Annotated in this window: 13 protein-coding genes; 2 read left to right on the plus strand and 11 right to left on the minus strand. The window is 59.6% G+C overall.

The features are described from left to right. Nucleotides 1-11: 11 nt before the first annotated feature. On the minus strand, nucleotides 12-1,034 hold the full coding sequence (locus B9Z40_RS08185) for a Bug family tripartite tricarboxylate transporter substrate binding protein (protein ID WP_369823421.1): 1,023 nt from the start codon (nucleotides 1,032-1,034) through the stop codon (nucleotides 12-14). Between the two features lie 120 nt (nucleotides 1,035-1,154). On the opposite strand from B9Z40_RS08185, the gene B9Z40_RS08190 reads away from it, so the two are divergent. Further along, complete coding sequence (locus tag B9Z40_RS08190) at nucleotides 1,155-2,366, plus strand: alanine--glyoxylate aminotransferase family protein (protein WP_100172700.1); 1,212 nt, start codon at nucleotides 1,155-1,157, stop codon at nucleotides 2,364-2,366. Here the strand turns inward: B9Z40_RS08190 and B9Z40_RS08195 are convergent. The 8 genes from B9Z40_RS08195 to B9Z40_RS08230 form a co-directional block, all read right to left on the minus strand. Beyond that, a complete protein-coding gene (locus tag B9Z40_RS08195; RefSeq protein ID WP_199172507.1) occupies nucleotides 2,351-2,836 on the minus strand; it encodes a DUF3237 domain-containing protein in 486 nt (161 codons plus the stop codon). The genes B9Z40_RS08190 and B9Z40_RS08195 overlap by 16 nt on opposite strands. A 32-nt stretch (nucleotides 2,837-2,868) precedes the next feature. Further along, entirely contained in the window at nucleotides 2,869-3,639 is a 771-nt protein-coding gene (locus B9Z40_RS08200; protein WP_100172701.1) for an alpha/beta fold hydrolase, read from the minus strand. Nucleotides 3,640-3,673: 34 nt separating this feature from the next. Next, a complete protein-coding gene (locus B9Z40_RS08205; RefSeq protein WP_100172702.1) occupies nucleotides 3,674-4,423 on the minus strand; it encodes an amino acid ABC transporter ATP-binding protein in 750 nt (249 codons plus the stop codon). After that, the gene (locus tag B9Z40_RS08210; protein WP_100172703.1) at nucleotides 4,410-5,060 is read right to left on the minus strand and encodes an amino acid ABC transporter permease; all 651 of its coding nucleotides are present in this window, start codon (nucleotides 5,058-5,060) and stop codon (nucleotides 4,410-4,412) included. The genes B9Z40_RS08205 and B9Z40_RS08210 overlap by 14 nt, the downstream gene beginning before the upstream one ends. Then, entirely contained in the window at nucleotides 5,053-5,724 is a 672-nt protein-coding gene (locus tag B9Z40_RS08215; RefSeq protein ID WP_100172704.1) for an amino acid ABC transporter permease, read from the minus strand. Before B9Z40_RS08215 ends, B9Z40_RS08210 begins: the two co-directional genes overlap by 8 nt. Before the next feature lie 20 nt (nucleotides 5,725-5,744). After that, nucleotides 5,745-6,539, minus strand: a complete 795-nt coding sequence (locus B9Z40_RS08220; protein ID WP_100172705.1) for a transporter substrate-binding domain-containing protein — start codon at nucleotides 6,537-6,539, stop codon at nucleotides 5,745-5,747. Then, nucleotides 6,536-7,237, minus strand: a complete 702-nt coding sequence (locus B9Z40_RS08225; RefSeq protein WP_233204862.1) for a GntR family transcriptional regulator — start codon at nucleotides 7,235-7,237, stop codon at nucleotides 6,536-6,538. The genes B9Z40_RS08220 and B9Z40_RS08225 overlap by 4 nt, the downstream gene beginning before the upstream one ends. A gap of 288 nt (nucleotides 7,238-7,525) precedes the next feature. Then, nucleotides 7,526-8,239 carry a YebC/PmpR family DNA-binding transcriptional regulator gene (locus tag B9Z40_RS08230; RefSeq protein WP_100172707.1) on the minus strand — a complete coding sequence of 238 codons (714 nt, stop codon included), beginning with the start codon at nucleotides 8,237-8,239 and terminating at the stop codon, nucleotides 7,526-7,528. A 251-nt stretch (nucleotides 8,240-8,490) separates the two neighbouring features. On the opposite strand from B9Z40_RS08230, the gene B9Z40_RS08235 reads away from it, so the two are divergent. After that, entirely contained in the window at nucleotides 8,491-10,728 is a 2,238-nt protein-coding gene (locus tag B9Z40_RS08235) for an NADP-dependent isocitrate dehydrogenase (protein WP_100172708.1), read from the plus strand. A 96-nt stretch (nucleotides 10,729-10,824) separates the two neighbouring features. On the opposite strand, the gene B9Z40_RS08240 is transcribed toward B9Z40_RS08235, so the two are convergent. Then, nucleotides 10,825-12,078 (minus strand): Hsp70 family protein, encoded by a 1,254-nt coding sequence (locus tag B9Z40_RS08240; protein ID WP_100172709.1) that lies wholly within the window; start codon nucleotides 12,076-12,078, stop codon nucleotides 10,825-10,827. 119 nt (nucleotides 12,079-12,197) lie between these two features. Then, complete coding sequence (locus tag B9Z40_RS08245) at nucleotides 12,198-12,479, minus strand: hypothetical protein (RefSeq protein ID WP_100172710.1); 282 nt, start codon at nucleotides 12,477-12,479, stop codon at nucleotides 12,198-12,200. Nucleotides 12,480-12,582 lie beyond the last annotated feature (103 nt).

Consider the following 12,582-nt stretch of genomic DNA (forward strand, 5'->3'; position numbering starts at 1 on the left):
GCGCTCACGCTTCAATCAAACACGATTTTTCGTTCGCGAATGACCCGTCCCCACATGGCGGTGTCGGTCGCCATGTAGCGGGCCAATTCCTCGCGGGTGCCCGGCAGCGGTGTCAGGCCGTGTTTGTTCAGTTGCTCCACCACATCTGGGTTGGTGAGCACTTTCACCAATTCGGTGTTCCAACGGTCCAGCACCGGTTTGGGCACTTTGGACGAGGCCACAAAGGCGTACCAGTTGGTGGCATTGAAGCCCGGAAACCCGGATTCGGCGATGGTGGGCACCTTGGGCAGCGATGGCAAGCGTTGTGTGCCCGTGCTGGCCAGCGGGATCAATTTGCCCGCTTCGATGTGCGGCGCTGCCGTGGCCACTGTGGCGTACCAGCCGGTCACGCGGCCACCCAGCACATCTTGCAGCGCTGCCGCACCGCCTTTGTAGGGCACATGCACCGTGTCCAGTTTGGCCATGTCGTTGAGCAGCTCGCCTGCCAAATGCGAGGCAGAGCCGGGCCCTGTGGACGCAAATGTTAATTTGCCGGGGTTTTTACGGGCCGTGGCCACAAACTCCGCAAAGGTCTTGATGCCCGCGCCGGGATCAACCACCAGCACGTTCGGGAAGTTCACCGCCATGGTCAAGGGTGCCAAGTCTTTCACGGGGTCGTAAGGCAACTTCATCATGTGCGGCGCAATTGCCAATGGCCCCACCGAGCCGAGCAGCAAGACACTGCCATCGGCGGGTCCCGTGGCGGTTTGTTGGTGCGCAATATTGCCGCCCGCGCCGGCCTTGTTCTCGACCGTGACCGACACGCCCAGGTTCTCGCCCAAGCGCTTGGCGATGATGCGTGCGCCTGTGTCGGCCGCGCCGCCGGCCACAAAGCCGACGATCATGGTGATGTTCTTTTTGGGCGGGAAGTCTTGTGCCAAGGCCTTGGGCGCTTGCATGCCCAAAACCCCAGCCAACAAAAAGGTGCTGCCCAGCAAAAGGGTGCGCCGGGGGCTCACAACATTTTTGTCAAAAGTCACAGGGTGGTGTTTCATGGCTTGCCTTGTTCAACAGGTGTGGACATTAGCACCGAAATGAAACCCAGACAGCCATCCGGTGTTTGGGGTTTGCGCACGCTTTAAACTGAAATCCTCATCGATCGACGCAGGAACGGCATGAACCGCTTTTCACCCTCTACGCCCCGCATCCCCGGCATCCGGTTTGTGCATTCGCCGGGTCCTACCCATGTGCCCGACGAGGTCATGCACGCCATGCAGCGGCCCATGACCGATTTGTCGGACCCCAGGGTGGCGGCCATGATTGCCGAATGTGAAAGCGGCATGAAGCGCTTGTTGCACAGCCCGCACTCCGATGTGTTTTTGTTTGCCAGCAATGGGCATGGCATGTGGGAGTCGGCGGCCGCGAACCTGGCGTCGCCGCAGCACACCTTGCTGCTGGCGGGTTCGGGCCATTTTTCAGACCAGTGGGCGATCCAAATCGAGGGCCTGGGCATCGCTTTGCAGCGCACCCCCTACCAAGAGGGCCATCCCTTTGACGTGGCCGCGATCGAGCAAGCCCTGCGCGAAGACACGGCCCACCGCATCAGCGCGGTGATGGTGGTGCACACCGATACGGCCAGCGGCGTGACCAGCGACTTGGCGGCGGTGCGCCGCGCCATCGACGCTGCGGCTCACCCTGCGCTGTATGTGGTGGACGTGGTGGCCTCGCTGGCTGCCAGCCCTTTTGACATGGACGCGCTGGGCGTGGACGTGGCCTTGGGCAGCTCGCAAAAGGGTTTGATGATGCCGCCCGGTTTGGGCTTTGTGGCGGTCAACGCCAAAGCCATGGCCTGGTCGGCCCAGCACGCTGCCCCCCGTTTTTACTGGGACTGGCAACGCCGCCAGACCCACAACCAGTCGGCCAAGTTTTGCGGTACGCCACCGTTGGCCCACATCGCCGGGTTGGAGACCGCCATTGCCTTGCTTGAAGCCGAGGGCTTAACCAAGGTGTGGGCGCGGCATCAGCGATTGGCAGGCGCTGTCCATGCAGCGGTCTCGCGTTGGGCGGTGCCGGGTGCCATGCGCTTGCATGCCAAGCAGCCCGAGACACTGTCGGCCTCGGTCACCGCCATCGAGGTGTCGCCCGGTGTCGACCCCGAGGCCTTGCGCACGGTGGCTCGCGAGCGTTTTCAGGTGGCCATGGCCGGGGGCTTGGGGCCTTTGGCGGGCCGAGTGTTTCGCATCGGCCATCTGGGCGACATGAACGAGCCCATGATCTTGGGGGCGCTGGCCGGCATTGAGGCGGCCATGACGGTGCAAAAAATTCCTTTTGGCACCGACGGCGTGGCGGCTGCGGTCGCTTATCTGGCGGCTCAAAGTACCCGGTAAAAACTCAAAAATACCCCATCGGGCGCACGCCGCCCGGTGCCGATGAACTGGCTTTCGCTCAACCAAGTCCATTGCGGCGCGGTGGCTTCGAGTTTGGGTTGGCAGCGAAAGTAAACCTCGTCGGGATTGACGTGCTGGCCATTCATGATGCGCTGGGAGTTCTCCAGTGAAGCCACGCGCAAAGCGGTGTTTTGCACAAACACCCGGGTGCCATCGTCCAGCTCGATCACATAGCGCGCATCAAGGTGCGCCTGTGTGCCGCCGCCCAAAATCAATTGAAAGTCGGCACCACCAGCCAATACTTTGCCGTTGACCCGAGGGCCGGTCACGGTGCCGCCCGTGATCGGGATCATGCGGCGCAAACCAGCAGGCGTGTGGCCGACTTCGACCGGGGCTGCGATGGTCACGGCCAGGTCGCAAACATGTTCTAACTGGGGTGGCGCTAAGGTAATAAAGGCGGTGTTGGGCATGAATGGACTTTCTTTTTCAGTGATCAGCGGCATCAGTTCTGGGGAGACTTGATCCAATGGGCAATCTGTTGGACAGTCTCTTTTTCGTGGTTGATGAAGCCATGCCAGTGGAGTGCATCGCAGGGGTCGCCCACAGGGTCGGAGCCGCCTTGGACCATGATGAATTTCTTGATCGGTGCCGACTTGAGACCGTCGGTGATGCGGGCTGCCTCTTGGGGCAAGCAGATCTTGCAGGCATCTTGCTGGTGGTGCACGACCAGCGTGGGCACTGCTAATTTGCCAATGGCTTGTGTGGCGATGGCGCCGATCTTGTTGGAGGTCACGCTGGAGGTTAGGACCAGACCTTGCACCGTGCCTTGGGGCCAGGCAATCGTGGCCGCCGTGCCGGACACGGTGCTCCGGCTGGTGCCCACCAGCCACACGGGCGCATCGCTCAGTTGTTTGGCGTGGCGCACCACCTCGGCCAGCTCTTGCACATGCGTGGGACTGACGCGGTAGTCGTAGTCCAGGCGCTGTAAATCAGAAGCTCTGAAGACCACGATGACGTTGAATTGCTGGGCCGCAAACAGTGCGCGACTGCGCACCAAGAAATTCTTGCTGGTGGGCTGGCCCTCCACCAGCTTGCCTGTGCCCGCATCGCCACCGGGCAGCAACACCAAGGTGGCTGTTGCCTGCGGCTGTGTCATCACATAAATCGGCAAATGGGCATTGGCTCGACCGATCTCGAGTTTGACCATTTGTTCTTTGGCATAGACACCCAAGCCGCAAACGCATAACAGTAAACACAACAGCAGACGTTTCATCAGATGACTCCGAACAAATGTCAGCAATTTTGACTCAGTGCAGCGAAGACAAAAATTGCTGCAATTCGGGTGTCATCGGGTTGGCAAACAGTTCGGCTGGCGTCCCCTGCTCATGCACCAAACCTTGGTGCATGAAGATCACGCGGTCACTTACTTTGCGGGCAAAGTTCATCTCGTGCGTGACCATCAAGAGCGTCATGCCCTCTTGCGCCAGCGACTCCACCACGGCCAGCACTTCGCCCACCAGCTCGGGGTCGAGTGCCGAGGTGATTTCGTCGCACAGCAAAATGCCCGGCGACATGGCCAGCGCCCGGGCGATCGCCACGCGCTGCTGCTGACCGCCCGACAATTGGTCCGGGAAAGCATCGAATTTCTCGGCCAGGCCCACGCGGCCCAGCAGGCGTCGTGCCGCGGCTTCGGTTTCTGCGGCAGGCAACTGTTTGACCAAACCTGGGGCCAGCTGGATGTTTTTGCCCACCGTCAGGTGCGGGAACAGGTTGAACGACTGGAAGATCATTCCGACCTGCTGGCGCAGGCGGCGCATGGCGGCGGGGTCGGTGTAGACCAGCGCCTGGCCCTGCACGGTCAGGCTGCCGTGCTGGAACGTTTCCAGCCCGTTGATGCAGCGCAGCAGCGTGCTTTTGCCCGAGCCGCTTTTGCCGATGATGGCGATCACTTCGCCGGGCTGCACTTGCAGGTCGATGCCTTTGAGGACTTCGTTGCTGCCATAGGACTTGCGCAGCCCCGTGATGGCGACGGCAGCCGTGGAGTTAGCGTTGGACATGGAATTTGCCTTCGAGAGAGCGTGCATACAGGCTGATCGGGTAGCAGATCAGGAAATACAAAACAGCTACACAGCTGTAGACCACAAACGGTTTGAAGGTGGCGTTGGTGATCATGGTGCCGGCCTTGGTCAGCTCGACAAAACCGATGACCGACGCCAGCGCTGTGCCCTTGACCACCTGCACCAAAAAGCCCACGGTGGGCGCGACCGCAATGCGTGCGGCCTGCGGAAAGATGACGTAGCGCAGTTGCTCGCCAAAGTTCAGCGCCAGGCTTTGCGCCGCTTCCCACTGGCCTTTGCCAATCGATTTGACACAGCCGTGCCAGATCTCGGTGAGGAAGGCGCTGCTGTACAACGTCAGGGCCACGGCCGCTGCCGTCCAGGCCGAGGTCTCCACGCCCAGCATGGCCATGCCGAAGTAGGCCAGGAACAGCTGCATCAGCAAAGGCGTGCCCTGAAAGACTTGCACATACAGCGCCACGGCTTGTTGCAGGGTGCGGTTGGGTGTGGTGCGTGCCACCAGCAAGGCCAAGCCCACCAGGCCACCGCCCACAAAAGCGATCAGTGACAAAACGATGGTCCAGCGCGCGGCCAGCAAGAGGTTGCTGACGATGTCCCAGAGAGAAAATTCAACCACGGCGGCCTCCGAACAAGAAGCGTTGGCCGAACCAGTTCAGCGTGGCGCGGGTGGCGATCGACAGCAACAGGTAAATGGCGGTGGCGACGATGAAGGCTTCAAAGGCGCGGAAGTTGCGGCTCTGGATCAGGTTGGCGGCAAAGCTCAGCTCCTCGGTCGAGATTTGTCCGCACACCGCCGAGCCCAGCATCACGATGATGATCTGGCTGACCAGCGCAGGCCACACGCGCTGAAGTGCAGGCGGCAGCACCACATGGATGAAGGTTTGCATGCGCGAGAGCGCCAGGCTCATGGCCGCTTCGATCTGCCCTGCAGGCGTGGTCTGGATGCCGGCCCGCACGATCTCGGCCGAATAAGCCCCGAGGTTGATCACCATGGCGATCACCGACGACCATTCGGGGCTCAGGCGCACACCCATGGCAGGCAAGCCAAAGAACAGGAAAAAGAGCTGGACGATGAAAGGCGTGTTGCGTATCAGCTCCACATAGGCGGCCACGCCAGGGCGGCTCCAGTTCGGCCCCTGGGTGCGCACCCAAGCGCAGCCAATGCCCAGCAGCACGCCCAGCACCGCAGACACGGCCGTGAGGCCGAGCGTCCACGCCACACCCTTGACCAGCAAGGGCCACTCGGTCAAAACCGCCGCAAAGTCCAGCTCGATCGCCATGGCGTCAGCCTTTCAAGTGCTTATTCGGGCAACTGGCCAGCAGGGCGGCCCAGCCACTTTTGCGCCATCTTGTCGATGTCGCCTGACTTTTTGCCGTCAGCAATGATGGTGTTGACCTTGGTGCGCAGCGCATCTTCGCCCTTGCCCACACCGATGAAGTTGGGGCTGTCTTTGAGCAGCAGCTTGTATTCGGTGTTGAGCTGGGGGTTCTTTTGCATCATCACGCCCGCGACCGACACGCCCGTGGCCAGCAATTGGGTTTGGCCCGCGACGAAAGCGGACACGGTGGCGTTGTTGTCTTCAAAGCGCTTGATGTCGGTGCCTGCCGGGGCCACCTTGGTCAATTCCTGGTCTTCCAAAGCGCCACGGGTGGCCGCCACGGTTTTGCCTGCCAGGTCCGCCATCGTTTTGATGCTGATGGTTTTGGGGCCATAAATGCCCTGGAAGAAAGGCGAATAGGCCGATGTGAAGTCGATGACTTTTTCGCGCTCAGCGTTTTTGCCCAAAGTCGAGATGACCAAGTCGGCCTTTTTGGTTTGCAGGTAAGCGATGCGGTTGGCGCTGGTCACTGGCATCAACTCGATCTTCACGCCCATCTTGGCGGCGATGAAATTGGCCATGTCGATGTCCAGGCCTTGGGGCTTGAGGTCGATGCCGACAAAGCCATAAGGCGGGAAGTCGGTCGGGATGGCGATCTTGATCAGCTTGGTTTTCTGGATGTTGTCCAGCGCCGCTTGGGCGTGGCTGGCACCAGCCAAGGTCAAGAGGCTGGCGGCCACGGCGGTGGACAAGACAAGGCGTTTCGAGAGTTTCATAACAAGGCTCCTAGGTAAGTGGAAGGTGAAGTGGAAGGTGAAACTGAACGGGGAGTGCGCGAAGCGGTTTTCTTGGCCGCCATCGGGGCGCTCATGGGGGCCAAGGCCAGCCGCAATTCGGCCAGCGGGTCTGCCGGTGCAGCGTTGATTTGCAGCGCGGATTGCACCTGACCAATGTGTTCGGCCATGAGCCGCTCGGCAGTTTCTTTGTCGCCGCGCTCCAGCGCCTGCACGATCTCGATGTGTTCTTGGCAAGACTTCACCGCGTCGTGGCTCGACTGGTAGAGCATGGCGATCAGCGTGGTGCGGGCCGTGAAGTCGCGCAACGTATCGGCCAGCAACTGGTTGCCCAAACACTCGGCCAGACACACATGGAAGTCGCCCAGCAAAAAGCTGCGGCGGCCCACGTCGTCTTGTTTGAGCGCGGTTTTCTCTTGCTGGATGTGTTGCTTCAGGCGCTTGAGCGTGGTTTTGTCCATGGCCCCGGCGCTGCGGATCAGGCCGGTCTCGATGACTTTGCGGGCCTCGAAGGCTTCGCGTGCTTCGGTTTTGGACGGTTGCACCACAAACCAGCCCCGGCGTGAACTGACCTGCACGATGCCGCGTGCGGTCAGTTGCATCAGTGCTTCGCGCACCAGCGTCCGGCTGCAGTCAAACAGCATCGACAAAGCCTGCTCGCCCAGGCGTGCGCCGGGCATCAGCTTTTGGGCCAGGATCGCTTCCACGATCCGGTTGGCAATGTCTTTGGAGTTCACGGGCGAGGGATTCCTTTGCTTGAACCTTTAGCGAATACCGTGCCACTTGTTTTGGCATCTTGTATGCAAGATTTGTGCATCATAGGTGTGCGCAAATCATTTGTGGCTCATGGATTTCCCTTGCTTGGTGCGTGGCTGTGCACCAATTTGAGAGGTGCAGATGGCCTGCGCCCAAACAAAAAAGGCCTGACAGGAAAACCCCGTCAGGCCTTTGGCTGAGTGTTGTGGCGCTTAGCCTGCCAAGCCCACAAACACGTTTTGCACGTCGTCGTTGTTGTCGATGGCCCCCAAAAAGGCTTCGACTTCTTCCAGCTGCTCGGCGCTCAGGTTGGCGGGATCAACTGGGTTTTTGGGTTTGTAGCCCAACTTGGCCGACACCACGGTGAAACTGTGCTCGGGCAGGGCTCGGCTGACCAAGTCCAAATCGGTGGCTTCGGTGATGAACACCGTCACACCGTCTTCGTCGGCGGGCTCAAAGTCCTGCGCACCGGCTTCGATGGCGGCCAGTTCGGGGTCAGCGCCCGCTTGTGTAGGCTCGGCTTCGATCATGCCGACATGGTCAAAGTCCCAGGACACCGAACCCGAAGTGCCTTGTTGGCCCTTGCGAAACAGCACGCGCATTTCAGAAGCGCTGCGGTTCACGTTGTCGGTCAACACCTCGATCATCACCGCCACTTGGTGGGGAGCAAAACCTTCGTAAATCACGCGCTCAAAGCTGACCGCATCGCCCAGCAGGCCGGCACCCTTTTTGATAGCGCGCTCCAGCGTCTCTTTGGGCATGGACACTTTTCGGGCCTGTTCTACCACCAGACGCAGGCGCGAGTTGGCGGACGGGTCGGCGCCGTTGCGGGCCGCGATCATGATGTCTTTGGCCAGACGGCCAAACAATTTGCCTCTGGCGTCTGCTGCCTGTGCTTTGCCTTTTGCTTTCCACTGCGCGCCCATGGGGTTTTCCTAAGTTGGGGTTGGTGCACTGAAAGCACGAACCGGGTCAATCGGGCGCCAAATTCAAAGGCTTGGCGCATTTGTCGAGGAGCGTCAGTTTAATCGCCCGGGCACGGGCGGGGTCCAGTGAGAAAATAAGCGGGTCTTTTGAGATAAAGTCACGGCCTGACCCGCCTTAAAAGGGCAGTTTTTGTCACGGTTCGACATACCGCCGAACGACGTATACCTACATCCTGAAAACGAGAGTACCCATGGCTGCAGACAAATCCAAGATCATTTACACCCTGACAGACGAGGCCCCGCTGTTGGCCACGGCGTCTTTTTTGCCCATCATTCGGACCTTTGCAGCGCCCGCAGGCATCGAAGTGGCAGAAAGCGATATTTCTGTGGCCGCCCGTATCTTGGGTGAGTTTTCTGATTTGCTTCCCGCTGAGCAGCGCATGCCCAACAACTTGGCCGAACTGGGCAAGCTGACCCTCAAGGCCGAGGCCAACATCATCAAGTTGCCCAACATCAGCGCTTCGGTCGGCCAACTGGTGCTGGCGATCAAGGAATTGCAGTCCAAGGGCTACGCCTTGCCTGATTACCCTGAGAACGCCAAGACCGACGAAGAAAAAGCCCTCAAGGCCCGCTACGCCAAGTGCACAGGCTCTGCCGTGAACCCCGTGCTGCGCGAAGGCAACTCGGACCGCCGCGCACCCCGCGCTGTGAAAGAGTTCGCGCGCAAGAACCCCCACAGCATGGCCGAGTGGAGCCAAGCTTCGCGTTCACACGTTTCGCACATGCATGCGGGCGATTTCTACCACGGCGAAAAGTCCATGACCATGGACCGCCCCCGTGAGGTGAAGATGGAGCTGATCACCAAGAGTGGCAAAACCATCGTCCTGAAGCCCAAGGTGGCCTTGCTCGACCGTGAAGTCGTGGACAGCATGTTCATGAGCAAGAAAGCCCTCGAAGCTTTCTACGAAAAAGAAATCGAAGATGCACACCAAACTGGCGTGATGTTCTCTTTGCACGTCAAGGCCACCATGATGAAGGTGTCTCACCCCATCGTGTTCGGTCACTGCGTGAAGATTTTCTACAAAGACGCGTTTGCCAAGCACGCCAAGCTGTTTGACGAACTGGGCGTGAACGTGAACAACGGCATGGCCGATCTGTACAACAAGATCACCACGCTGCCCCAATCCAAGCAAGACGAAATCAAGCGTGACCTGCACGCCTGCCACGAAGGCCGCCCTGAATTGGCCATGGTCGATTCGGCCAAAGGCATCACCAACTTCCATTCGCCCAACGATGTGATCGTGGACGCCTCGATGCCCGCCATGATCCGCAACGGCGGCAAGATGTGGGGCGCTGACGGCCGCTTGAAAGACGTCAAGGCCGTGATGCCCGAATCGACCTTTGCACGCATCTACCAAGAGATGATCAACTTCTGCAAATGGCATGGTGCGTTCGATCCCAAAACCATGGGCACCGTGCCCAACGTGGGCCTGATGGCCCAACAAGCCGAAGAATACGGCTCGCACGACAAAACGTTTGAAATCTCTGAAGACGGCGTGGCCAACATCACGGACATCAACACCGGCGAAGTGCTGCTCTCCGAAAACGTGGAAGCCGGTGACATCTGGCGCATGTGCCAGGTCAAGGACGCCCCGATTCGCGATTGGGTCAAGCTGGCCGTGACCCGTGCCCGCAACTCCGGCATGCCGGTGGTGTTCTGGCTCGACCAGTACCGTCCACACGAAGCCCAGTTGATCACCAAGGTCAAGATGTACCTGCACGAGCACAACACAGCCGGTCTGGACATCCAGATCATGAGCCAGGTGCGTGCCATGCGTTACACCCTGGAGCGCGTGGTGCGCGGTCTGGACACCATCAGCGCCACTGGCAACATCTTGCGCGACTACCTGACCGACTTGTTCCCCATCATGGAACTCGGCACTTCGGCCAAGATGCTGTCGGTTGTGCCTTTGATGGCGGGTGGCGGCATGTACGAAACCGGTGCGGGCGGCTCGGCCCCCAAGCACGTTCAGCAACTGGTGGAAGAGAACCACTTGCGTTGGGATTCGCTGGGCGAGTTCTTGGCGCTGGCCGTGTCTTTTGAAGACTTGGGTCTGAAAACGGGCAACAAAAAAGCAGGCGTCTTGTCCAAAACCCTGGATGCTGCGACCGGCAAACTGCTCGACAACAACAAGAACCCATCACCCAAGACGGGTCAGTTGGACAACCGTGGCAGCCAGTTCTATTTGGCCATGTATTGGGCCCAAGAGTTGGCTGCGCAAACCGAAGACGCTGCACTGGCGGCACAGTTTGCGCCTTTGGCCAAACAGTTGACCGACAACGAAAAGAAAATTGTGGACGAGCTCAATGCTGTGCAGGGCAAGCCCGTGGACATCGGTGGCTATTTCATGCCTGACACGGCGAAGGTGGCCGCCATCATGCGACCCAGCGCCACCTTCAATGCGGCGTTGGCTTCGGTCAAGGCCTAAGGGGGGTCTTGCTCAAGGGTTGAAACACCGTTGAGCTTGCCAAAAAGCCAACCAGACTGAGTCTGGGTGGCTTTTTTCTTGCCTGTTCAGCGGCTTTTAACGGGTGTACGCCAGGCCCAGCGCCACGCCACCGAATAAATCGCCCTCGATCAGGGGCACACCCGCAAACTCGGCCTGCAGGACTTGCTGGAAAGTGCTGAGCGCCGACGATCCGCCCGTGAGGTAAATCGCATCCAAGGAGGCGTCGGTCAAACCGGCGCGCTGCACGCATTCACGCGCACAGGCCACTGTGCGGGTCAGCAAGTCTTGCAACTGCGCTTGCATGTCTGCCACGCCCAATCGTGCTTGCAATTCACGTTCGATGACCGACAGGTCAATGCCCGTGTCGGCTTTGCTGACCGAGCAGCGAATCTTGGCCTGCTCCACCTCGTGCGCCATCAGGTGGCCGTGGCGTTCGGTCAGCACTTGCATCAGGCGTTCGTGCAGGCGGGTGTTGCTGTAATTGGTGCGCAGCGTTTTGGCGTGGGCGATGGCTTTGGGTTGGTATTGCCAGTGAATCAGGTGCCAAGTGGCCAAGTCAAAAAACACGCGGCTGGGCACTTCGCGCTGCTCAGGACCGATGTGTTTGTAGCCCAGCAGTGGCATGACTTGCGCCAAATTCAGTTGCCGGTCGTAGTCGGTGCCGCCAATGTGCACGCCCGTGGTGGCCAGGATGTCCTGGCTTCGGTCGGCATTTTTCATGCGATCAGGCCCTAATCGCACCACGGTGAAGTCGGATGTACCGCCACCCAAGTCGACCACCAGCACGGTGCTTTCTTGGGTCAGGCGTTGTTCGTAGTCCAGCGCGGCCGCAATCGGCTCCAACTGAAACGACACCTCTTCAAAACCCACGGCCTGCACGGCTTGTCGCAACGAGGCCTCGGCCTGTGCATCACGCTCGGGGTCGTCATCCACAAAGTGCACGGGCCTGCCCATCACCACGCGGCGCGGGGCTGTGCCCAGGCTTTGGGTCGCGCGTTCGCGCAGGGTGGCCAAAAAGGTGCCAATGATGTCCTGAAAGCTGATCTGCTGGTGGCCGATTTGGGTCGTTTCCATCAGCAAGGGGCTGCCCAACAGGCTTTTCAGCGAGCGCATCAATCGCCCTTCCGTGCCTTCCAGGTAATGCTTGAGGGCATCGCGGCCAAAGTGGGTGCTGTGGTCTTCGGCGTTGTAGAACACGGCGGTGGGCATGGCCAGGGCGTCGCCCTCGAGGGCGATCAGGCGAGCAGCGCCTTGAGGGCCTGCCCAGGCCATGGCCGAGTTGGAGGTGCCGAAATCAATGCCGAGTGTGCCGGCGGGGGAAGAAGTCATGAAGGGGGAAGACAGAAGCCGACAGTAACAGTACAGGTGCCCGACATGGTTGACAGGCCTGAAGACCGGGCATTTTGCCACCAAGCACGGTGCTGTGTCCCCTCACGAAACCCGGACCCCTATCGTTGGCGATTGAAATATTGACGCATTTCCGCGAGGGTTTGGGATTCTTTAGGCTTGAGCATGGTCACTTTTGAAATGCTGCTTGGAAAAATATCCTCTTGCGTCAAGTTGTACTTTTCCATCACAGCCATGATCTCTGCGGTGCCCCGGTCTACGGCCTCTTGCCGCAAGCGTGCCCGCTCCAAATCAACATCCATTTTTTTCAACATTTCCAATGACTGAGCGATTTTGAGATCGAGCTCAGCTTTTTGCTGCTCAAGCTGTTTCAGTGAAGACATGGTGAGGATCCTAAAAAACGAAGGGGTACGACGGCTTGAAATCTAACAGTCGCCTTTGTGTGAACCCACATCAAACATCATGAAAACGCACAGATGCTCATGA

Source organism: Limnohabitans sp. 15K (assembly GCF_002778285.1).
Classification (GTDB): domain Bacteria; phylum Pseudomonadota; class Gammaproteobacteria; order Burkholderiales; family Burkholderiaceae_C; genus Limnohabitans_A.

What these genes read in the sequence shown, in the direction of transcription:
- B9Z40_RS08230 (WP_100172707.1), bottom strand. Translation starts at nt 8,239, where the DNA reads ATGGGCGCGCAGTGGAAAGCAAAAGGCAAAGCACAGGCAGCAGACGCC.
- B9Z40_RS08200 (WP_100172701.1), bottom strand. Translation starts at nt 3,639, where the DNA reads ATGAAACGTCTGCTGTTGTGTTTACTGTTATGCGTTTGCGGCTTGGGT.
- B9Z40_RS08195 (WP_199172507.1), bottom strand. Translation starts at nt 2,836, where the DNA reads ATGCCCAACACCGCCTTTATTACCTTAGCGCCACCCCAGTTAGAACAT.
- B9Z40_RS08190 (WP_100172700.1), top strand. Translation starts at nt 1,155, where the DNA reads ATGAACCGCTTTTCACCCTCTACGCCCCGCATCCCCGGCATCCGGTTT.
- B9Z40_RS08225 (WP_233204862.1), bottom strand. Translation starts at nt 7,237, where the DNA reads ATGCCCGGCGCACGCCTGGGCGAGCAGGCTTTGTCGATGCTGTTTGAC.
- B9Z40_RS08220 (WP_100172705.1), bottom strand. Translation starts at nt 6,539, where the DNA reads ATGAAACTCTCGAAACGCCTTGTCTTGTCCACCGCCGTGGCCGCCAGC.
- B9Z40_RS08205 (WP_100172702.1), bottom strand. Translation starts at nt 4,423, where the DNA reads ATGTCCAACGCTAACTCCACGGCTGCCGTCGCCATCACGGGGCTGCGC.
- B9Z40_RS08215 (WP_100172704.1), bottom strand. Translation starts at nt 5,724, where the DNA reads ATGGCGATCGAGCTGGACTTTGCGGCGGTTTTGACCGAGTGGCCCTTG.
- B9Z40_RS08240 (WP_100172709.1), bottom strand. Translation starts at nt 12,078, where the DNA reads ATGACTTCTTCCCCCGCCGGCACACTCGGCATTGATTTCGGCACCTCC.
- B9Z40_RS08235 (WP_100172708.1), top strand. Translation starts at nt 8,491, where the DNA reads ATGGCTGCAGACAAATCCAAGATCATTTACACCCTGACAGACGAGGCC.
- B9Z40_RS08185 (WP_369823421.1), bottom strand. Translation starts at nt 1,034, where the DNA reads ATGAAACACCACCCTGTGACTTTTGACAAAAATGTTGTGAGCCCCCGG.
- B9Z40_RS08245 (WP_100172710.1), bottom strand. Translation starts at nt 12,479, where the DNA reads ATGTCTTCACTGAAACAGCTTGAGCAGCAAAAAGCTGAGCTCGATCTC.